This is a genomic window from Aestuariimicrobium sp. G57 (genome assembly GCF_050110855.1).
In the GTDB taxonomy this organism is placed as follows: domain Bacteria; phylum Actinomycetota; class Actinomycetes; order Propionibacteriales; family Propionibacteriaceae; genus Aestuariimicrobium.
The window spans coordinates 423952-445732 of the sequence record NZ_JBNINW010000001.1 but is presented as its reverse complement, the minus strand read 5'-3'; the positions used below and the strand labels follow the sequence as shown (position 1 = coordinate 445732).

Below are 21781 nucleotides of genomic sequence, written 5' to 3'. Positions count from 1 at the left end.
GCGTGAGCAGTGTGCGCAGACCATGGACATGTGCGGTGCCAACATCTAGGCTTCCCGTAACAGAAAGCGATTGCTCAGCGATCGTCGATTCCCTCGGAGGAGCAACGATGCCCATCCAGATCAACCGCCGCACCGCCCTTGTCGCCGCCGCCGGAGCCGGTGGTGCCGCCGCGTTCGGCGGGCTTGTTGCCCCGACCGCAGCCGCAGCGCCCGACACCGGGGTCGCCCCCACCATGCTGACGCTCGTCGACCTGGGCGAGCCAGTGCACAAGGTGCAGACCCTCAGTTCCATCGTCGTGAACCTGCCGGACGGCACCCCGCTCGGGGTCTACGTCGGCGCCGGGAATGCCACCACCAACGCCGAACTGGTGGTCACCAACCTGCGCACCGAGGCCACCGTCCTGTCGACGCGGCTGCCGCACGGTGTGGCGACACAGCGGGCCATCGCCGAGTCACCGTACGACGGGGCCGTCTATTTCGGCATGACATCCAACGAGGGCCACCTGTACCGGTACGTGCCGACCACCAACCAGGTGGAACACCTCGGGCAGGCGCCTGCGGGACAGACGGTGTGGGGCCTTGGTGTTGGTGGCGACGGTACGGTCTGGTTCGGCACCTACCCCGGCGGGCTGCTGTTCTCGATGAACCCCACCACACGTGAAATGCGCAACCACGGTCAGGCCCATGCGGGCGAGCAGTACATCAGCTCGATCCTGCCGACCGATGACATCGTCTATGTCGGCACCCAGCAGAGGGGTTACCTGGTCGCCTACGACCCCGCTGCGGGCAGGTTCAGTGACGTCGAGATGCCTGCCACCGACACCGACACGGGCATCGCGGCATTGCAGATCCGCGGCAACAAGCTGTTCATGTCGTCCAACGGCATTCACGTGCGTGACCTGACCAGCGGGCAGTGGGTCGGCCACCTCGCCAGCGCCGACGCGCGGGTCTCACCGGTCAGCCCCACAGACCCCAACGCGGTATACGCCCGGGTCGCCGCGACGATCCAGCGCTACGACCTGGTCACCGGTGTGCTCAGCCCGACTGGCTGGAGCCCCAATGCCACGGCGGAGTCGTGGGCCTGGATCGACTACAACGGCACCGGGCCCTTCCTCGCCCTCACGTACTGGAACGAGGGTCGCACCTACGGCCGCAACCTTGCCCGGCGCACCGGCTTCTACCAGGTGCCCGCGCTCGAGGGGGCCGGCGCCCAGATCATTGCGTTGGGCGAGGGCCCCGAAGGGGCGGTCTATGCCGGGGCCTACCTGAGCCCGCCCGGCATGGGTCGCTACGACCCCGACAAGCAGGGCTTCGAACTGCTCGCCGGCTCGGGCCAGATCGAGGGCTTCGGCGTGCTTGGCAGCACGCTGGTCTTCGGCCGCTACCCCCAGGGCTCGCTGTGGCAGTACGACCCCGCGCGTCCATGGCAGTTGAACACCAACCCAGCCGCAGCCGTGAACCTGGGCGACGGGCAGAGCCGGCCGCAGAAGTTCGTGGAACTGTCGTCCCTGCCCGGCACAGTGGCCATCGCGTCGGTGCCGACTGGTGGCGTGCATGGCGGGGCGGTGTCGTTGTGGAACCCGGCAACCAGGGCGCTGGCAGTCCACCGCCATGTGGTGCGTGACCAGACGCCGGTCTCGCTGGTCGAGCACGCGGGCATCCTGATCGGTGGCACCTCGATCGAGGGCGGCTATGGCATCGACCCGGTGACTGACGAGGCGGTCCTGTTCGGCTTCGACCCTGTCGGTGGCCGCGTCCTGTGGCAGTGGGCCCCGGTGGCAGGGGCATCCACGCTCACCGGGCTCATCATCGACGAGACCGGCCACCTGTGGGTGATCGCCAGCGGATCGGCGGTCGTCGAGATTGATCTCGCTGCCAAGCAGGTGGTGCGGACAATCACCGTGGCGCCCGGGTATGGGGGTGACCGCTATGGCAGTGCCGAGCGCCTGTTGTTCGACCACGGCCGACTGTTCGGTGTGACCGGCAACTCCCTGTTCCTGATCGACCGGGTCACCGGCGGTGTGGTCGACCTGCGTGACCACCTGGAGCACCCTCCGTCGCACCTTGAGGGCCTCGTCCAGGACCGTTACGGCGACCTCTACACGGTGGGAACGGCGACGCGGCTGTTGCGCATCGGACTTCCGGATGATGTGGAAGCGCCGCTCGTGACAGCCCGGGTCAGCCCCGCCAACGATGCGCCAGCCCGGAAGAAGCTGCTGCAACTCACTGCCAACGATCCCACCGCACGGATCGACTACCAGGTGGGGGACGGGGCGTGGGCCGTGTACTCCCGGCCGGTCGTCATCGGCCGCGGCGTGAGCGTCCGATTCAGGGCCATTGACCCGGCATGGAACTCATCGCCGGTGCAGACGCTGCAGCTCTGAGCAAGGGGCACGTCGACACCCTTGCGTGCACGTCGACACCTGTCCATGGGTGTCGAGGGGTCCGCAAGGGTGTCAGCGTGCATCCCGGGGGCGAATCCTGAAGCATGCTTGTGATCCTTCTCACAAATGTTCGAGGAATTGCGAGAACTTTCACATTGCTTCTTGACATCAAGACACTCGTCGCTTGACACTCATTTCACAAGCGTCGGCGACACCGGAGTCCCCGGCGAACACCCCCCAAGGAGCGACATGCCTGAGCGCGTCCACGCTGCCGGCTCGACTGCCGCAGCAACCCAAACCCCTGACAAGCCCCGCGACGTCACCGCCAGCACCTCGAACGCCAATCCCGACTTCGTGGCGGCCGCTGACAGCCCCGACTACCGTGCGCTGCGCTCGACCTTTCGACGCTTCGCCTTCCCGATGACGGTCGCCGCGCTGGTGGCCTATTTCACCTATGTGCTGATGTCGATCTATGCCGTCGACTTCATGAGCGAGGGCTTCCTGGGCCTGCAGGGCATCAACCTTGGCACCGCGCTGGGCCTGGCCCAGTTCGCCATCGTGTGGATCTGGACCGCCATCTACGTCCGCTGGACCGACCGCAAGCTCGACCCGACCGCCGGTGCCATCAAGGCCCGGCTCGAGAACGGGGTCGCGGCATGATCACGCTCGCAGGCCAATACGGCAACACCGCCATCAACATCGGTGTCTTCGCCCTGTTCGTCGTGGCCACCATGGCCATCGTCATCTTCGTGAGCCGTCGCAAGACGAAGGCCACCGACTTCTACACCGGTGGCGCCGCCTTCTCAGGACGCCAGAACGGCCTGGCCATCACCGGTGATTACCTCTCGGCCGCGGCCTTCCTGGGCGTGACCGGGGCCATCGCCATGAGCGGCTACGACGGCCTGCTCTATTCGGTCGGGTTCTTCGTCGCCCTGCTCGTGGCGCTCTACCTGGTGGCAGAGCCGATGCGCAACACCGGCAAGTTCACCATGGCCGACGTGCTCAGCTTCCGCATGAAGCAGAAGCCCGTGCGCACCGCCGCCGCGACCTCGACACTGGTCATCTCGTTCGTCTACCTGCTCGCCCAGATGGCCGGCGCCGGTGGTCTGGTGGCCCTGCTGCTGGGCGTCTCGGACAAGGTCACCCAGGGCTGGGTGATCGCACTGGTCGGCGTGCTGATGGTGGCGTATGTGCTGATCGGCGGCATGAAGGGCACCACGTGGGTGCAGATGATCAAGGCTGTGCTGCTGCTCAGCGGCGCCGTGATCATGGCATTCCTGGTGATGATGGGCGAGGGCTTCGACCTGAACAGCCTCATGCTGTCGGCCCAGCAGGCCGCACTCGACCCTGCCACCGGCAATGGCAAGGACATCCTCGAGCCCATGGTGAAGTACGGCGCCACCGACTGGACGAAGCTCTCGTTCCTGTCGCTCTCGCTTGCCCTGATCGCCGGCCCCTCGGGCCTGCCGCACGTGCTGATGCGCTTCTACACCGTGCCCACAGCCAAGGAGGCCCGCAAGTCTGCCGTCTGGGCGATCATCCTGGTGGGCGTCTTCTTCCTGCTCACGCTCATCCTGGGCATGGGTGCGGCCAAGCTCGTGGGGCAGAAGGCCATTGCTGCCGCCCCCGGTGGCGCCAATGCGGCAGCCCCGCTGCTGGCCCTCGAACTCGGTGGCGAGGTCTTCATGGGTGTCATCTCGGGCGTGGCCTTCGCGACCATCCTCGCGGTGGTGGCCGGCCTGACGATCACCGCCTCGGCCTCGTTCGCCCACGACGTCTACAACGAGATCTTCAAGGGCGGCAAGGCCAACCCCGAGACCGAGGTCAAGGTGGCCCGCATCACGTCGGTGGTCATCGGCATTCTCGCCATCCTCGGCGGCATCGTTGCCAACGGCCAGAACATCGCCTTCCTGATCTCGCTGGCCTTCGCGGTGGCCGCCTCGGCAAACCTGCCGTCAATCCTCTACACGCTGTACTGGCGCCGCTTCACCACCCGTGGCTCGGTGTGGTCGATCTACACCGGCCTGGTCAGCTCAGTCCTTCTCATCGTCTTCTCGCCTGCCATCTCGGGCTCGAAGACGGCCATGCTGGGCGAGTCGGTCGACTTCGCCTGGTTCCCGCTCGACAACCCGGCCCTGGTCTCGGTGCCGCTGGCCTTCCTGGCCGGGTTCATCGGCACCATCACCAGCAAGCAGCGCGGTGACGAAGAGCTGGCCAAGGAAATGGAGGTCCGCTCGATGACCGGAGCCGGTGCCGCTGCCGCCATCAACCACTGAACACACACCGAACCCCGGCCCCACCCATGCGGTGCCGGGGTTCGGTGCGTCCGTGGACGCGCGGAGCACCCGCTCAGATCGAGTGCAGCGGGCGGGCGTGGGGCGGCAGCCGGTCGGCGTCGACGATCTGCTTGCCGAACGGGAAACAGGTCACGGGGATCATCTTGAGGTTCGCGATCGCCAGCGGGATGCCGATGATCGTGATTGCCTGTGCGAACGCGGTGGTCACGTGGCCGATCGCCAGCCAGACACCGGCCACGACGAACCAGATCACGTTCATGACGCCCGACCCGACACCGGCGCCCGGCTTCTCGACGACAGCCTTGCCGAACGGCCACAGCGCATAGGCGGCCATCCGGAACGAGGCGACTCCTGCCGGGATCGTGATGATGAGGATGCAGGCGATGATGCCGAAGGCGACATAGCCGAGGGCCAGCCACAGGCCGCCGAACAGCAGCCAGATGATGTTGAGCAGGGTGCGCATGATCAGTCCTTGGGGTGCGGGGGCACGACACTTCAAGGGTAGGCGGGGGCCGACAGGCAAGAGGCGGCTGACCCCTCGGGGGTGGCCCTAGAATTACCCCCATGTCCCTTGACCCCACCATCGCCGCCAGGCTGAAGCGCAATGACGCCGGCCTGGTCGCCGCGATCGCCCAGGACGCCACCACCGGAGCCGTGCTGATGCAGGCGTGGATGAATGACGAGGCCCTGCACCTGACCCTCACCACGGGCCGGGCCACCTACTGGTCGCGCAGCCGCAACGAGATCTGGGTCAAGGGTGCCACCTCGGGACACACCCAGAAGGTGGTCGAGGTGCGCCTCGACTGCGACGGCGACGCGATCCTGGTCAAGGTCGAGCAGACCGGTGCCGCGTGCCACACCGGCGATGCGACCTGCTTCGATTCCGGATTGCTGTCATGAGTGCCCTCGAGATCAGTCCCAGCCGCGACGAGTTCCTGGCCCGGGCCGGCGACCCGTCGTGCCGCATCATTCCCGTGCATGCCCGGCTGGTGGCCGACGACCAGACGCCCGTTGGTCTCTATGAGCGGCTCTGCGGTCAGCGTGAGCTCACCTTCCTGCTCGAATCGGCAGAGGCCGGCGCCTGGTCGCGCTGGTCATTCATCGGTGTCAACGCCGGTTCTACGCTCTATGAACACCAGGGCCGGGCCGCGTGGCGGGGCGCGGTCCCCGAGGGCATCACCCCGGACGGCGACCCCCTCGAGGTGGCCCAGCAACTGCTGACGACGTTCGCGACACCGGCCGAACCCGGCATGCCGCCGCTGACCTCGGGACTGGTGGGCTACCTGGGCTATGACGTCGTGCGTCGGCTCGAGAAGCTGCCCGACACCTGCGTCGATGACCTGCAGGTGCCCGAGCTCATGCTGATGTTCGCCAGCGACATGGCCGTCTATGACCACCACCTGGGCGAGGTGTGGCTCATCGCGAACGCCATCAACCTCGACGCGACCACCGACCGTGCCGAACAGGCCTGGGACGATGCCGTGCGCCGCATCGAATCGATGGCGGCGACGCTGGCCGAACCCCACGCCCCGATGGTCGCCCGCCGCGGGCCGGCCATCAGCCGCGAGCAGCTGATGGGCCGGGTCGTCCGGCAGCGCAGCAGCGACGAGTTCCAGCAGATGGTGCGCGATGCCGTCGAAGAGATCAGGGCCGGCGAGATCTTCCAGGTCGTGCCCAGCCAGCGCTTCGAGCTGCCATGCACCGTCGACCCGTTGGTCGTCTATCGCGAACTGCGCCGCACCAACCCGAGCCCGTACCTGTTCCTGATGCGCATGCCCGGGTTCGCGATCGTCTCTGCGAGCCCCGAGGCGCTGGTGACCTTGCGTGATGGACGCGCGACGACGCGTCCGATCGCCGGCACCCGACCGCGCGGTGCGACCCCCCACGAGGATGCCGAACTCGAACGCGAACTCAAAGCAGACCCCAAGGAGCGCGCTGAACACGTGATGCTTGTCGACCTGGGCCGCAATGACCTGGGCAGGGTGTGCGTGCCCGGCACCGTCGAGGTGACCGAGTTCGCCCAGGTGCACCGCTACAGCCACGTGATGCACCTCGAGGCCGAGGTCACAGGCGAACTCGTGCCGGGCACCTCGAGCCTGTCGGCGTTGCTGGCCTGCTTCCCGGCAGGCACCCTGTCAGGGGCACCCAAGGTGCGGGCCATGCAGATCATCGACCGGCTCGAAACCACCCGGCGCGGGATCTATGGCGGCGTGGTGGGTTACTTCGACTTCGCGGGCAATTCAGAAGCAGCCATCGCGATCCGCACGGCGCTCGTCAAGGACGGCACGGCCTATGTGCAGGCGGGTGCCGGCATCGTCGCCGACTCCGACCCGGAAACAGAAGACCGCGAATGCCAGCACAAGGCGATGAGTGCCCTCACCGCTGTGTGGCGGGCGGGCCACCTGGAGACGCTGTGAACCTGGCATTGCGCTGGGCCGGGCCGCTGCTGGCGCTGCTCGGCGGCGGGCTGGCGGCGATCATCGGCGGCCAGTCGGCCGGCTGGGCGATCGTCGCCGGGGTGGTCGTGCTGCTCGTCGTGGGCCCGCTGGGCAAGCGGGCTGTCGGTGTGCTGTTGGTATTGGTGGCGGTGCTGCTGGGCGTCACGTCGTTGACGGGGACGCTGCAATGGGCCGCGGTCACGGGCGCGGCGCTGGCACTGGTCGGGGGAGTGCTGGTTGTCGTGACCGGTGGCTGGTGGCCGAAGAGGCGGTCGCGCTTTGAGCGTGGCGGTCGGTCGGTCACGGCCGGGGCAGCACCGCTCGAGGTGTGGAAGGCCATGGACGAGGGCTTTGACCCGACGGCCGTGGATGACGAGCCCGTGGATGACGACGAGCAACCCGGCCCGTCGCGATAGGCTGTGGGGGAGTTGATCCGGCAGTTGAGTAGGAAGGACCCTGTGATGACGCAGTCCGCGCATGCCGACGAACAGTTCCCCATCACCACCACGCGCGATGGCAAGAAGGTGAAGTACTACCACCACAGCGCCAGCCCCGCGATCTGGGTGGGCACGGTGCTGGTCACCCTCGGTTTCATCGTCGGTGCCATTGGCTTCGTCGCCGGGCCGAACCTGCTGCTGATCTACATCGGTGCCGGGCTGATCGTCGCCAGCTTCGTCGTGACGCTGATCCTGAAGGCCCTCGGCCTGGGCCACGGCTGATCGTGGGGGTCCTGGACGACATCGTTGCGGGAGTGCGCCTCGACCTCGAAGAGCGCATGGCCCACACCACCCTGGACGACCTGGTCGCGCAACTCGACCGGGCCCCGGCGCCGCTCGACCCGCTGCCCGCCTTCCGGGCACCGGGTCTGTCGGTGATCGCCGAGGTCAAGCGCAGGAGCCCCTCCAAGGGTGACCTCGCCGAGATTCCCGACCCGGCCGAGCTGGCCGCGAAGTACGAGGCGGGCGGTGCGGCCGCCATCAGCGTGCTCACCGAGAAGCGCCGCTTCGGCGGCAGCCTGGCCGATCTGGACGCCGTGCGTTCCCGGGTCGACATCCCGGTGCTGCGCAAGGAGTTCATCGTCACCGAGTACCAGTTGGTCGAGGCCAGGGTGCATGGTGCCGACCTGGCGCTGCTGATCGTGGCAGCGTTGGACGACGACCAGTTGCGCAGCCTGCATGACCGTGCCCTCGAGTTGGGCCTGACCCCGCTGGTCGAGGTGCACACCATCGAAGAGGCCGAGCGTGCCGCTGCCCTGGGCGCGTCCCTCGTCGGTGTCAACAACCGCAACCTGCAGACCCTCGACGTCGACCTGGCCCAGTTCAGCAAGATCGTCAGCCACCTGCCCGACTCGGCCGTCAAGGTTGCCGAGTCAGGCATCATGGGGCCCGACAACGCCGCGCGCATGCACTCCGAGGGTGCCCAGGTGTTGCTGGTGGGCGAGGCCCTCGTGCGCCATCCCGATCCGACCCAGGCCGTCACGGCCTTGCTGAGGAGCATTTCTTCGTGACCTCCACCCCCCACGACACCACCCGGCTGCCCGACCCGCGCGGCCACTTCGGCATTTTCGGCGGCAAGTACGTGCCCGAGGCACTGCAGGCCGCCCTGGCCGAACTCGAGCAGGCCTTCGACGAGGCCGTCAAGGACCCGGACTTCACCGCCGAGCTCGACCGGCTGCGCCGCGACTATTCGGGACGCCCGACCCCGATCACCGAGGCGCCGCGGTTCAGCGAGCACTGTGGCGGGGCGCGCATCCTGCTCAAGCGTGAAGACCTGAACCACACCGGCAGCCACAAGATCAACAACGTGCTCGGCCAGGCGCTGCTGACCAAGCGCATGGGCAAGACCCGGGTGATCGCCGAGACCGGTGCGGGGCAGCACGGCGTCGCCACCGCCACCGCCGCTGCGCTGCTCGGGCTCGAATGCAAGGTCTACATGGGTCGCGTCGACACTGAGCGGCAGGCCCTGAACGTGGCCCGCATGCAGTTGCTCGGTGCCGAGGTCGTCGCGGTGGCTTCGGGCAGCCAGACGCTCAAGGACGCCATGAACGAGGCCATGCGCGACTGGGTCAGTACCGTCGAGGACACCCATTACCTCATCGGCACGGTCGGCGGCCCGCACCCGTTCCCCTACATCGTGCGCGAGTTCCAGCGGGTCATCTCGACCGAGGCCCGCGCCCAGATGATCGGGCAGTTCGGCGGTCTTCCAGATGCAGTTGCCGCGTGCATCGGCGGCGGGTCGAACGCGATCGGTTCGTTCTACGACTTCATCGGCGACGAGTCAGTGCAGCTGTGGGGCTTCGAGGCTGCGGGCGATGGCATCGAGACCGGACGCCATGCGGCCAGCATCAGCGCGGGCCACGTGGGCGTGCTGCACGGTGCCCGCACCTATGTGCTGCAGGACGAGGACGGCCAGACGGTCGAATCACATTCGATCTCGGCAGGCCTGGACTACCCGGGCGTGGGCCCCGAACATGCCTGGCTCGCCCAGACCGGGCGTGCCGAGTACCAGGGCGTCACCGACGCCGAGGCCATGGAGGCCCTGAGCCTGCTCAGCCGCACCGAGGGCATCATGCCCGCCATCGAGTCGGCCCACGGGCTGGCCGGTGCCCGCCGTCGTGCCCTCGAACTCACTGCGGCCGGCCACAAGCCGACGATCCTCGTGTGTGTCTCGGGCCGCGGCGACAAGGACGTGTCAACCGCGCTGAAATGGTTCGGGCTTGACGGTACGCCCGACGAGGTCAGGGGAGAGATCAAGTGAGCGCCACCAGTTCAGGCGAGGCCTATCTCAAGGCCCGGGCGGAGGGCCGTGGTGCCCTCGTCGGCTACCTGCCGGTGGGCTTCCCGACGGTCGACGGGTCAATCGACGCGATGAAGGCCATCTGTGACGGTGTCGATGGGCAGGGTGTTGACCTGGTCGAGATCGGTGCCCCCTACAGCGACCCGATGATGGACGGCGTCACCATCCAGCACGCCGCGACCCGTGCGATCGAGCGCGGTGTGCGCACCGCCGACGTGATGAAGGCCGTCGAAGCCGTCGCCAACCACGGCACGCAGGCCGTCGTCATGACCTACTGGGCCCTGGTCGACGCCTACGGTGTCGAGCGCTACGCCCGTGACCTGGCCAACGCCGGCGGTTCGGGCTTGATCACCCCCGACCTGGTGCCTGATGAGGCCGAGGAGTGGATTGCCGCGAGCGACCAGCACGGGCTCGACCGGATCTTCCTGATTGCGCCGTCATCGACCGACGATCGGCTGGCCATGACCACAGCGGCGGCGCGCGGCTGGGTCTACACCACCGCCGTCATGGGCGTGACCGGCGCCCGCGCGCAGGCTTCTGTCGCTGCCCCTGAACTCGTGGCCCGGGCCCGCAAGGTCACCGACCTGCCGCTGGGTGTGGGGCTGGGCGTCAGCAATGGTGACCAGGCCGCGCAGGTGTGCAGCTATGCCGACGGCGCGATCGTCGGTTCGGCGCTGGTGAACTGCTTGCTCGAGAACGAGCGCACCGGGTCGAACGACCTGACCAAGCTGCGTGAACTCGCCTCCGACCTGGCAGCAGGGGTGCGCCGCCGTGGCTGATGTTTTCGACCGGCCTGCCTCGCGGCGCCGCCTGTTCACCGTGGCCGGGGCCGGGTTGGCGCTGGGGGCACTCGCGGCCTGCGGCTCGTCCTCGGTCGACGAGGGCAACGGTGTGGCGAAGGTGGGGCAGCGGCCGGGTGGCTACCTTGCCGGCACCCAGATCGAGGGCGGGCAGAAGCTGCCCGACCTGAAGCTGACTGACACCCACGGCAAACCGTTCTCGCTGGCCAGCGACATCACCACCCCGGTGGTGCTGCTGTTCTTCGGCTACACCAACTGCCCCGACATCTGCCCCGGCATCCTGGCCGACCTGGCCAGCGCCCGGCAGCGTGCTGGTGACGACGTCGCCAAGCAGACCACGGTCGTGCTCGTCTCGACCGACCCGCCCCGGGACACGCCCGCGGTGATGAAGGCCTACCTCGAGCGCATCGACCCGGGCTTCATCGGCCTGACCGGTGACCTCGAGGCGATCAAGGCGGCCGGCATGACCTTGGGCATCACCATGGAACAGACCTCGCAGCTGCCGAGCGGCGGCTATGAGATCACCCACGGCACCCAGGTCTACGGCTTCGGCAAGGACCGCACCGCCCAGGTGTTGTGGAGCCAGGGCACCTCGATCGGTGACTACAAGGCCGACATCGCCAACCTCGTCACCAAACAGGAGACACCGCGATGACCCTGCTGGACATCCCCAGCCCGTCATTCAACGGCTTCAGCATCGGTCCGCTGACGATCCGCATGTATGCCCTGTGCATCCTGGCGGGCATCTTCGTCGGCGGGTGGCTCGCCAGGCGCCGGTTCATCGCGCGCGGGGGTCGTCCCGAGCAGTTGGAATCGATGATCACGATCGCTGTGCTCGCCGGCATCGTCGGCGCGCGGGTCTACCACGTGGTCACCGACTACCAGTTCTTCTTCGGGCCCGGCCGGGACCCGTGGGACGCCTTCAAGATCTGGGAGGGCGGCCTGGGCATCGTCGGCGGCGTGCTGTTCGGGGCCGGTGTGGTGTGGGTGATGTGTCGCCGGGCCGGATTGAGCTTCGCCACGATGGCCGATGTGTTCGCGCCCGGCATCCTGCTGGCCCAGGGCATCGGACGACTCGGCAACTGGTTCAACCAGGAGCTCTTCGGCCGCCCGACCGACCTGCCGTGGGGCCTGCAGATCGATGCCAACCACCGCCCGCGTGGCTACGGCCAGTACGAGACGTTCCACCCGACCTTCCTGTACGAGATGCTCTGGAACTTCGCCGGCGTCGCGGTGCTGCTCTGGGCCGAGAAGAAGTTCAAGCTGGGCAATGGTCGACTGTTCAGCCTGTACGTGGCCTGGTACGGCTTCGGCCGGTTCTGCCTCGAACTGGTGCGCATCGACCCCGCCAACACCATCGGCGGCATGCGGGTGAACAGCTGGGTGTCGTTGACGCTGTTCGTGCTCGGTGTGGTCGGCGTGGTGGTGCTCGGCAAGCTGCGCCCGGGCATCAACCCGAACCCGTTCCCGCAGGACTAGACGCGTTACAGCAATGTTAAGAGTGCATGACGCACCCCCCGTCCCGCGCATGGGGCGGGGGGTGCTTCCTCTTCGGTGGATTACCTAGTCACAGCGCCTTTCCTGGCCTCCTCACCGCCGTGTGACGATCCGGACACGCTTGTGTAACGGGGCCGAATCCTGCGCTGGCCGGTGGTCGGCATGTGGAAGCATCTTGCGCCGGCGGACCTGTGGGGTGAATTCTTGCGCCACGGAAAACAATGGGGTCCGGGTGGCCCCGGCATGCCCCATGTCCGCCTGCACACACGCCTGCCCACTTCCGGGACAGGCCGAAGGACGGAGGGTGCCATGGTGTTTGCTCATCACGCGAAGCAGGGTCTGTACGACCCCGCCTTCGAGCACGACGCCTGCGGCGTGGCCTTCGTCGCCCAGATGAGCGGCGAGGCCTCGCACCAGATTGTCGCCCAGGGCCTGCAGGCCCTGCGCAACCTCGACCACCGTGGCGCGACCGGCGCCGACACCGCCGCGGGTGACGGCGCGGGCATCCTGATCCAGATCCCGGACGCCTTCCTGCGCGGCGTGGTCGACTTCGAACTGCCGACTGCCGGCAGCTATGCGGCCGGGATGGCCTTCCTGCCGACCGACGAGCGCGAGCGACGCTTGGCTGTGCGCGCCATCGAGAACATCGCCGCCGAAGAAGACCTGATCGTCCACGGCTGGCGCGACGTGCCTGTCGAGACCGGCACGCTCAGCCCCATCTCGGTGGGTGCGATGCCGCAGATGGCGCAGTTGTTCGTCTCGGCCGACACCGGGGTCTCCGGCATCCACCTCGACCGGCTGACCTATGCCCTGCGCAACCGCGCGCAGCGCGAGAACGACGTCTACTTCGCGTCGCTGAGCTCGCGCACCGTGGTCTACAAGGGCATGCTCACCACCGACCAGCTCGAAGAGGTCTACCCCGACCTGCACGACGAGCGGATGTCCTCGGCCCTGGCGCTGGTGCACTCACGTTTTTCGACCAACACCTTCCCGGCCTGGGAGCTGTCGCACCCGTACCGCATGATCGCCCACAACGGCGAGATCAACACCGTGCGCGGCAACCGCAACTGGATGCGCTCGCGCGAAGCCCAGCTGCGCACCAACCGCATCCCCGGCGACATGGACCGGTTGTTCCCCATCTGTACTCCCGAAGCGTCGGACTCGGCGAGCTTCGACGAGGTGCTCGAGCTGCTGCACCTGGGTGGGCGCTCGCTGCCGCATGCCGTGCTGATGATGATCCCCGAGGCGTGGGAGAACCACACCGAGATGGACCCGGCGCGGCGCGCGTTCTACGAGTTCCACTCCTCGATCATGGAGCCGTGGGACGGCCCCGCCTGCATGACCTTCACCGACGGTTCGCTCATCGGTGGTGTGCTCGACCGCAACGGCCTGCGCCCGGCCCGGTACTGGGTGACCGAAGACGGCCTGGTCGTCTTCGCCTCCGAGGCTGGTGTGCTGCCCATCGAGCCGGCGCGGGTCGTGCAGAAGGGACGCCTGCAGCCCGGTCGCATGTTCCTGGTCGACCTGGCCCAGCAGCGCATCGTCCCCGACGAAGAGATCAAGTCCGGCCTGGCGGCGGAGCGTCCGTACGCCCAGTGGCTCGAAGAAGGCCGACTCAGCCTGGAAGACCTGCCTGAACGCACCCACATCGTGCACTCGCACGCGTCGGTGACCCGGCGCCAGCAACTGTTCGGCTACACCGAAGAAGAACTGCGCCACATCATCGGCCCCATGGCCCAGTCCGGTGCCGAGCCGATCGGCTCGATGGGCACCGACACGCCAATCGCGGTGCTGTCGGAGCGGCCGAAGCTGGTCTTCGACTACTTCACCCAGTTGTTCGCGCAGGTGACCAACCCGCCGCTCGACGCGATCCGCGAAGAGCTGGTGACCAGCCTGCACGCCACCATCGGGGCGAGGACGAACATGCTGGTCGGCTCGGCAGAATCGTGCCGCCAGCTGGTGATCAACTACCCGGTGCTCGATTCGGACGGCTTGGCCAAGATCGTGCGGATCAACCAGGACGGTGACCTGCCCGAGTTCGCCAGCCACGTCGTGAGCGGCCTCTACGAGGTCGACGGCGGGGGAGAGGCGCTCGGTCGCCGGATTGACGAGATCCGGGCCGAGGTCAGCCAGGCCATTGCCGACGGCGCCCGCACCATCGTGCTGAGCGACCGGCACTCGACCGCCGAGCTGGCACCGATCCCGTCGCTGCTGCTCACCTCGGCGCTGCACCACCACCTGGTGCGTGAGAAGACCCGCAACACGGTGGGCCTGGTCGTCGAGGCTGGGGACGTGCGCGAGGTGCACCACGTCGCGCTGCTCGTCGGCTTCGGCGCCACCGCGGTGAACCCGTACCTGCTCATGGAGACGGCAGAGGACCTCGCCCGTCGCGAGCTGTACGTCGACGTGACGCCTGAGAAGGCCATCAAGAACATCCGCAAGGCGCTCGGCAAGGGCGTGCTGAAGGTGATGTCGAAGATGGGCATCTCGACCATCGCGAGCTACACCGGCGCGCAGGTGTTCGAGGCCGTCGGCCTGGCACAGGGCTTCGTCGACGAGTACTTCACCGGCACCACCAGCCGCATCGAGGGCGTGGGGCTCGACGAGATCGCCGAAGAGGTGGCCCGTCGTCACCTGGTGGCCTACCCCCGCAACGGCACCCAGCTGGCCCACCGCACCCTGCTGACGGGTGGCGAGTACCAGTGGCGCCGCGAGGGCGATGAGCACCTGTTCAACCCCGAGACGGTCTTCCGGCTGCAGCATGCCACCTCGACGGGGCGCTATGAGGTGTTCAAGAAGTACTCCGACCTGGTCAACGACGGCTCGTCACGCCTGATGACGCTGCGCTCATTGCTCGAGTTCAGCCCTGATCGTCCGGCAATCAGCATCGACGAGGTCGAGCCCGCCAGCGAGATCGTCAAGCGGTTCTCGACCGGCGCCATGAGCTACGGCTCAATCTCGGCCGAGGCGCACGAGACGCTGGCGATCGCGATGAACCGGATCGGCGCGAAGTCGAACACCGGCGAGGGCGGGGAGAACCGCGACCGGCTCTACGACCCCGAGCGGCGCTCGGCGATCAAGCAGGTGGCCTCGGGCCGCTTCGGCGTGACCAGCGACTACCTGACCAATGCCACCGACATCCAGATCAAGATGGCCCAGGGCGCCAAGCCCGGCGAGGGCGGCCAGCTGCCCGGCCAGAAGGTCTACCCGTGGGTGGCCAAGACGCGGCATTCGACCCCTGGCGTGGGCCTGATCTCGCCGCCGCCGCACCACGACATCTATTCGATCGAAGACCTCAAGCAGCTGATCCACGACCTCAAGTGCGCCAACCCGAGCGCGCGGGTGCACGTGAAGCTGGTGAGCGAGATCGGTGTCGGCACGGTCGCGGCGGGTGTCGCGAAGGCCAAGGCCGATGTGGTGCTGATCTCGGGCCACGACGGTGGCACGGGTGCTGCGCCGCTCACGTCGCTGAAGCATGCGGGCGGTCCGTGGGAACTCGGCCTGGCCGAGACCCAGCAGACGCTGCTGCTCAACGGGCTGCGTGACCGCATCGTCGTGCAGTGCGACGGGCAGCTCAAGACCGGTCGCGATGTCGTCATCGCGGCGCTGCTGGGTGCCGAGGAATTCGGCTTCGCGACCGCACCCCTGGTCGTCTCGGGCTGCATCATGATGCGCGTCTGCCACAAGGACACCTGTCCCGTCGGCATCGCCACCCAGAACCCCGAACTGCGCGAGCACTACCACGGACGAGCCGAGCACGTCGTGAACTTCTTCATGTTCATCGCCGAAGAGGTGCGTGAACTGCTGGCCCAGCTCGGCTTCCGCACGCTGGAAGAAGCGGTGGGCCAGGTCGGTGCACTCGACACCCGCAAGGCCGTCGACCACTGGAAGGCCAAGGGCTTGGACCTGGCCCCGGTGCTGCACCAGGTGCAGGTGCCCGCGGGCACGGCCCTGTTCAACACCACCGGCCAGGACCACGGGCTCGACCAGAAGCTCGACGTGGCCCTGATCGAGGCGGCCCGACCCGCGCTCGAGCGCGGCGAGCCGGTCACCGCCAGCTTCGACGTCCGCAACATCGACCACACGGTCGGCACCATCCTGGGCCACGAGGTCACCAAGGCGACCCGCGGCGAGGGCTTCGACGACGGCACCATCGACCTGACGCTCACCGGCACCGGCGGCCAGTCATTCGGCGCGTTCCTGCCGCGCGGTGTCACGCTGAAGCTGATCGGCGACTCGAACGACTACGTTGCCAAGGGCCTGTGCGGCGGCATCATCGTCGTCACCCCGGGTGAGCAGGCGAGCTTCGACCCGAAGCAGCAGATCGTGGCCGGCAACGTCATCGGGTACGGCGCCACGTCGGGCGAGATCTACCTGCGTGGCCTGGTGGGGGAGCGCTTCTGCGTGCGCAACTCCGGCGCCACCGCGGTGGTCGAGGGCGTGGGCGACCACGGCTGTGAGTACATGACCGGTGGCGAGGCGCTCATCATCGGCCCCACCGGGCGCAACTTCGCGGCCGGCATGTCCGGTGGTGTGGCGTGGGTGCTCGACCTCAACCACGACCGGCTCAACACCGAACTCGTCGATGCGGTCGACCTGACCGAGATGGACATCGACCGCATCACCGACCTGCTGGCGCGGCACGTGGCCCACACGGGCTCCGACGTCGCCGCAGACCTGCTGGAGGCTGGCCGCGAGGCCATCGCCCAGCGCATCACCAAGGTCCTGCCCCGCGACTACGCCAAAGTGTTGGCGGCGCAGGCCGAGGCCGAAGCACTTGGTCTGGACGAGGCCCAGACCGTCGATCTCATGATGGAGGCTGCTCATGGCTGATCCCCGTGGTTTCATCAACATCCCGCGTCAGGTGGCGACCCGTCGTCCCGTCCATGACCGGGTGAACGACTGGCACGAGGTCTACGAGGGTGGTCCGGGGCGTGCGCTGCTGCCGATCATCAGTGACCAGGCCGGGCGCTGCATGGATTGCGGCATCCCGTTCTGTCACACCGGCTGCCCGCTGGGCAACCTCATTCCCGAGTGGAACGACCTGGTCTGGCGCGACGAGTGGGTGCAGGCGGCCGACCGGCTGCACGCGACCAACAACTTCCCGGAGTTCACCGGACGCCTGTGCCCGGCGCCCTGTGAGACCGCCTGCGTCGTGGGCCTGGTGGGTGACCCCGTCACCATCAAGAACGTCGAGGTCTCGATCATCGACAAGGCCTGGGACGACCGCCGCGTGCAGCCCGAGACCCCGGGCTGGCACTCGCTGAAGACCGTTGCCGTGATCGGTTCGGGCCCCGCGGGGCTGGCCGCGGCCCAGCAGCTGACCCGTACCGGCCACACCGTGGTCGTCTACGAGCGCGCCGACGCCATCGGTGGGCTGCTGCGCTACGGCATTCCCGAGTTCAAGATGGAGAAGTCCGTCCTCGACCGGCGCCTCAAGCAGATGAACCTCGAGGGCACCGTGTTCAAGCCGTCGACCAACATCGGCACCGACATCACCGGCGAGCAGCTGCTCGACCGCTTCGACGCGGTCGTGCTGGCCATCGGCTCGACCAAGGGCCGCGACCTGCCGGCCCCGGGACGCGAGCTGAACGGCATCCACCAGGCCATGGAGTTCCTGCCCCAGGCCAACCGCGTCGCCCTCGGAGAGCAGGTCGAGAACCAGATCACGGCCGAGGGCAAGCACGTCATCATCATCGGTGGCGGTGACACCGGTGCCGACTGCCTGGGCACCTCGCTGCGCCAGGGTGCGGCGTCGGTGACCCAGCTCGAGATCATGCCGACCCCGCCCGAGCAGCGCCCGGAGACCCAGCCGTGGCCGACCTACCCGATGATCCTGCGGGTGAGCTCGGCCCATGAAGAGGGCGGCTCGCGGATGTATGCCGCCTCGACCAGCGAGTTCATCGGTGATGGTCAGGGCAACGTCAAGGCACTGCGCATCAGCGAGGTCACGTTTGACCAGGGCAAGTTCGTGCCGGTGCCGGGCACCGAGCAGGAGCTGCCCGCCGACCTGGTGCTGCTCGCCATGGGCTTCACCGGCCCCGAGACGGACACCGTGGTCGATCAGCTGGGCGTCGAACTGGACGCCCGCGGCAACATCGCCCGTGACGACTCGTACGCCACCAACGTGCCCGGCGTGTTCGCGTGCGGTGACGCGGGGCGTGGCCAGTCGCTGATCGTGTGGGCGATTGCCGAGGGACGCTCCGCTGCCCGTGGGGTCGATGAGTTCCTGATGGGCACGTCGGCGCTGCCGCGGCCGATCGGGCCGCAGGAGCGCCAGCTGATGGCCTGACCGGGATCGCTCAGCTGGCCAGGGAGTCCTCCTCGGGTTCTGGGCGGGGCAGGATCTGTCCGGTGGGGTCTTCGATCAGCCAGGTGTGGCTGGGGGTGACGAGGTAGCCGAAGCCGAGTGGTGATTTCCAGAGGTAGGTGCCGGGTGAGGGTTGGGACACCTTCCAGCCGCCGTGGGTTTTGGCGCGGTGGACTTTGCGGGAGAGTGGGGCGAGGTTGTCGGGCCTGGTCAACGGTTTCTCCCCGCACATTGTGGGTCGCCAGGGGATGGTGTGGTCGAGGTCGAGCCCGCGTGAGGGTTTCTTGGAGTAGGGGAAGGCTTCGTGGGGGTTGCGCAGGGTGATCCATTCCCGCATCCGGGGTGGCACGTGGTAGGCGTCGGTGGGTGCGAGTTCTTCCGGGTTCAGGACGGGACGGACGTTGATGCGGGTGTTCCGGGTGAGGTGTTTCACCCACCCCGCCAGTAAGGACCCGGCTTTTTCGACTTTCACGAGCCCTTCGCCGGTGTGCAGGGTGGTGTCGGTGAGGTGGACGATCAGTTCGGTGCGGGGCAGTAGTTGGTCGGGGTCGACGGTGATGGTGCCGCAGGTGTGCCCTCGCTGGCCCTGTGCGGGGCAGTCGGGGTCGAACCCGTCGGCCTCGGTGGGCAGCTCATCGGTGAGGGCGGCTTGCAGCAGTTGCAGGGCCCGTGCTGGGGTGGCGAGCAGGCCGAGCGCCTGGGCCCGGCGGACCTGCTGGGACTCGCGGTTGCCGCCGTGGGCGAGGATTTCGGCGAGCCGGTTCAGTTGGGCGTCGAGGAAGATCGCATCCGCCGTGTCGATGGTGGCGGATACGTCGGCGACGCCGGCCCCGGAGCCGTTGATGCTGCGGGTGTTGATGTCGACCCGGCGCCTCGCCAGGGTCTCGTCCGGTGGTGGCTGGTTGGAGTCGTGCAGCAGCTCTTTCACACACGCTTTGATGAACTCGAGCACGCGGCCGAAAGCCATGCTGTTGAGCCAGTGGGGCAGGTCCCTGTCGAGACTGACGGCCTGCTCATAGGACAGTTCCCAGATGGCGCTGGCGAGTTCGGTGGCCTGCCAGACCCGCAGGCGGCCGTCCATCAGCACGGCCCACGTGTTCGGCAGCCGGTGCCGCACCGCCAACGCGTGGGCGATGTGGAGCCTGACGGCTTCTTCCGACTGCCGCAGCGCCGCCGCCAACTCCAAGGTGCAGAACTCCGCCACCCCCGGGGTCCCGTCCCCGCCCCACTGCACCAACCGTTCCGTGCCCGCCAGCACGGGTGATTCCTCGGGGACGAACCGGTATTGGTCGGCGAACTCGGCATAGAGCCGGAACTCCTCAGCCTCCGCGCGGCACTTGGCCAGGAACGCATCATTCAACGCGACCAGCTTCGCCCGCGCCCCTTCAGCGCTGATCTCGGTCTTCGCGAACCGCTGTTCGGAGGGTCGCCGGTCGATCGGCGACCGCGGTTTCGATCTTGGTCTTGGGGGGTTGAATCGGTCTTCTACTACGGCGTTGGATCCCATCCGGACCACCTCGCCCCTTCATCTCGAGGGAATGAACCACGATCCGACACCACCTCGTGTCGAACTGTTGTTCTATTCTCTCAAGCCCGGGACCCCCACACAACCCCCGCGCAAGATCTGTGGACAACTACTTTCCCAAAGACCGACGGCTCCTCCTGCCAAGGTCGATGGTGGGGTGAGGGGGCACGCCGATACCTTTCGGCACGGGGGGCCCAACACCTGCCATCACCGTGCGAAACCTCGCCGCAGCCCGAGTTCCTGCACACCGTCGCTGAATCGCTGAGCGGATAGGCTTCGGGCAGCGACCGACTGCCCGGTGGCCCTGGATCTCGAGGTGGAGGTGCCGTGACGGCTGGAGATGGGGGGCGGCAACCAGCGTCGCGCGTCCCTGCACCGAGCTCGGGACGTACTCCTCGCCACTGGAATCTCCTTCGGCACCTACCTCACCGTCTCGCTGACCCTTTACCACCGCTTCGGCACGTCCTACGACCTCGTCATCTTCCATCAAGCAGTCACCGCCATGGCGGACGGACGAGCCCCCGTCAGTGAGCTCAAGGGTGCACATGTCTTCGGCGACCATTTCCACCCGATGATCCTGGTGCTCGTCCCCTTCGTGTTGGGGTTCCCCGGCGTGACAACCCTGCTGGTGGCCCAAGCCGCTGCGCTGGCCGTCGCCGCGGGCATCCTGCAGCAGACCTGGCGAGATGTCCACGGCGACAAGGCAGCATGGCTGCCCCTGCTGTGGAGCCTGTCCCCGGGAATCATGGCCGCAGCAAGCTACGACTTCCACGAGGTCAGCCTTGGCGCGCCCCTCGTGGCCATGGCGTGCCGGTGCTTCGTCCGCGAGCGTTACGGGGCCATGGTGGTCTGGGCGTGCCTGATTCTGCTGGTGAAAGAGAACGCATTCGTGCTCACGCTCGGGTTGGCGTTGGCGCTGGTCGTCCGCCGAAAGTGGCTGCACGCAGCGGTGCTGGCCGCCGTCTCACTGTTCTACGCAGCTGTGGTGCTGGGCGTGGTCATTCCCCACTTCAACAATGAATCTGAGTACACCTACGGCAGTGCCCTCGACCTGTCCGAGGTGGGGGCAGCGCTGGTCCGCAACCTGGTCTGGCCAGGGCTCGCGACCGGGACAGCCGTGGGACTCCTTGCACTGTCCGGTTTCTCCGCGCTCCGGTCGCCTCTTGTGCTGGCAGCCGCAAGCTGGTGGGGGTCACACCTGGTGACCGACAACTTTCGTTACCAGTTCCCCGGATTCCACTACCACCTGCTGCCGTCAGTGGTGCTGGGATTCGCGGCGATCATCCCCATGGCCCCCCTGATCGACCGGTCGACCGCGCGACGGCTCATTGCAGCATGGTGCGTGCTCTGCATCCTGCTGGGGCCGGCCACCTGGCGAGTGGTCCTGACTGCGTCCCACCGCCCCCATGATGCCCGTACCGCCATCCGCATGGTGCCCGACAACGCATACGTCGCGGCCGACCCCAAGCTCGTGGCCCAGCTCAGCAACCGCACGCAGCACGTGACCGCATTGCACCCGCCGTACCTCGTCAACGGCGTGGGCAGGCAGGTACGGCCGGACTATGTGGTGGTCGACCTGTCGACCCGCGAGTACGGCGGTGGCTGGGCGCACGATTTCGTCCGTGACCGACTGTCGTCCGACTACGAACTGATCGGCAGCGCGGGTGGGTACCGCGTGTTCCGGCGACGCTGAGCGACAGCGACAAACCACCCCGCACCGCTTGACATCACCAC

At 67.6% G+C, this 21781-nt stretch carries 17 protein-coding genes; 15 read left to right on the top strand and 2 right to left on the bottom strand.

The genetic code is table 11. The annotated features are described in order from the left end of the window. The first annotated feature begins 107 nt into the window (after positions 1-107). The 3 genes from ACQCX5_RS02060 to ACQCX5_RS02050 all read left to right on the top strand — a co-directional run bounded on the left by ACQCX5_RS02060 (position 108) and on the right by ACQCX5_RS02050 (position 4660). Complete coding sequence (locus tag ACQCX5_RS02060; RefSeq protein ID WP_434540322.1) at positions 108-2384, top strand: hypothetical protein; 2277 nt, start codon at positions 108-110, stop codon at positions 2382-2384. 249 nt (positions 2385-2633) lie between these two features. Next, a complete protein-coding gene (locus ACQCX5_RS02055; RefSeq protein WP_434540321.1) occupies positions 2634-3044 on the top strand; it encodes a DUF485 domain-containing protein in 411 nt (136 codons plus the stop codon). After that, on the top strand, positions 3041-4660 hold the full coding sequence (locus ACQCX5_RS02050; protein ID WP_434540320.1) for a solute symporter family protein: 1620 nt from the start codon (positions 3041-3043) through the stop codon (positions 4658-4660). The genes ACQCX5_RS02055 and ACQCX5_RS02050 overlap by 4 nt, the downstream gene beginning before the upstream one ends. Positions 4661-4733: 73 nt before the next feature. Here ACQCX5_RS02050 and ACQCX5_RS02045 read toward each other — a convergent pair whose 3' ends face one another. Then, complete coding sequence (locus tag ACQCX5_RS02045; RefSeq protein WP_434540319.1) at positions 4734-5144, bottom strand: YccF domain-containing protein; 411 nt, start codon at positions 5142-5144, stop codon at positions 4734-4736. A 101-nt stretch (positions 5145-5245) separates the two neighbouring features. Between ACQCX5_RS02045 and hisI the strand changes: the two genes are divergently transcribed. The 11 genes from hisI to ACQCX5_RS01990 all read left to right on the top strand — a co-directional run bounded on the left by hisI (position 5246) and on the right by ACQCX5_RS01990 (position 18504). After that, positions 5246-5581 (top strand): phosphoribosyl-AMP cyclohydrolase, encoded by a 336-nt coding sequence (hisI, locus tag ACQCX5_RS02040; RefSeq protein ID WP_434540318.1) that lies wholly within the window; start codon positions 5246-5248, stop codon positions 5579-5581. Then, the gene (locus ACQCX5_RS02035) at positions 5578-7098 is read left to right on the top strand and encodes an anthranilate synthase component I (RefSeq protein ID WP_434540317.1); all 1521 of its coding nucleotides are present in this window, start codon (positions 5578-5580) and stop codon (positions 7096-7098) included. The genes hisI and ACQCX5_RS02035 overlap by 4 nt, the downstream gene beginning before the upstream one ends. After that, a complete protein-coding gene (locus tag ACQCX5_RS02030) occupies positions 7095-7535 on the top strand; it encodes a Trp biosynthesis-associated membrane protein (RefSeq protein ID WP_434540316.1) in 441 nt (146 codons plus the stop codon). Before ACQCX5_RS02035 ends, ACQCX5_RS02030 begins: the two co-directional genes overlap by 4 nt. Before the next feature lie 45 nt (positions 7536-7580). Beyond that, positions 7581-7838, top strand: a complete 258-nt coding sequence (locus tag ACQCX5_RS02025) for an HGxxPAAW family protein (RefSeq protein WP_434540315.1) — start codon at positions 7581-7583, stop codon at positions 7836-7838. 2 nt (positions 7839-7840) lie between these two features. Further along, on the top strand, positions 7841-8626 hold the full coding sequence (gene trpC / locus ACQCX5_RS02020; protein WP_434540314.1) for an indole-3-glycerol phosphate synthase TrpC: 786 nt from the start codon (positions 7841-7843) through the stop codon (positions 8624-8626). After that, positions 8623-9876 (top strand): tryptophan synthase subunit beta, encoded by a 1254-nt coding sequence (gene trpB / locus ACQCX5_RS02015; protein WP_434540313.1) that lies wholly within the window; start codon positions 8623-8625, stop codon positions 9874-9876. The genes trpC and trpB overlap by 4 nt, the downstream gene beginning before the upstream one ends. Next, positions 9873-10694, top strand: coding sequence for a tryptophan synthase subunit alpha (gene trpA, locus ACQCX5_RS02010; RefSeq protein WP_434540312.1), 822 nt, complete (start codon positions 9873-9875; stop codon positions 10692-10694). Before trpB ends, trpA begins: the two co-directional genes overlap by 4 nt. Next, the gene (locus ACQCX5_RS02005) at positions 10687-11370 is read left to right on the top strand and encodes an SCO family protein (RefSeq protein WP_434540311.1); all 684 of its coding nucleotides are present in this window, start codon (positions 10687-10689) and stop codon (positions 11368-11370) included. Before trpA ends, ACQCX5_RS02005 begins: the two co-directional genes overlap by 8 nt. Next, complete coding sequence (lgt, locus tag ACQCX5_RS02000; RefSeq protein WP_434540310.1) at positions 11367-12194, top strand: prolipoprotein diacylglyceryl transferase; 828 nt, start codon at positions 11367-11369, stop codon at positions 12192-12194. The genes ACQCX5_RS02005 and lgt overlap by 4 nt, the downstream gene beginning before the upstream one ends. Before the next feature lie 327 nt (positions 12195-12521). Then, positions 12522-17045 (top strand): glutamate synthase large subunit, encoded by a 4524-nt coding sequence (gene gltB / locus ACQCX5_RS01995; protein ID WP_434540309.1) that lies wholly within the window; start codon positions 12522-12524, stop codon positions 17043-17045. After that, positions 17038-18504, top strand: coding sequence for a glutamate synthase subunit beta (locus tag ACQCX5_RS01990; protein ID WP_434540308.1), 1467 nt, complete (start codon positions 17038-17040; stop codon positions 18502-18504). The genes gltB and ACQCX5_RS01990 overlap by 8 nt, the downstream gene beginning before the upstream one ends. Positions 18505-18514: 10 nt before the next feature. Here ACQCX5_RS01990 and ACQCX5_RS01985 read toward each other — a convergent pair whose 3' ends face one another. Beyond that, the gene (locus ACQCX5_RS01985) at positions 18515-19882 is read right to left on the bottom strand and encodes a DUF222 domain-containing protein (RefSeq protein ID WP_434540307.1); all 1368 of its coding nucleotides are present in this window, start codon (positions 19880-19882) and stop codon (positions 18515-18517) included. 505 nt (positions 19883-20387) lie between these two features. Here ACQCX5_RS01985 and ACQCX5_RS01980 point away from each other — a divergent pair. After that, positions 20388-21740, top strand: coding sequence for a DUF2079 domain-containing protein (locus tag ACQCX5_RS01980; RefSeq protein ID WP_434540306.1), 1353 nt, complete (start codon positions 20388-20390; stop codon positions 21738-21740). Positions 21741-21781: the final 41 nt, after the last annotated feature.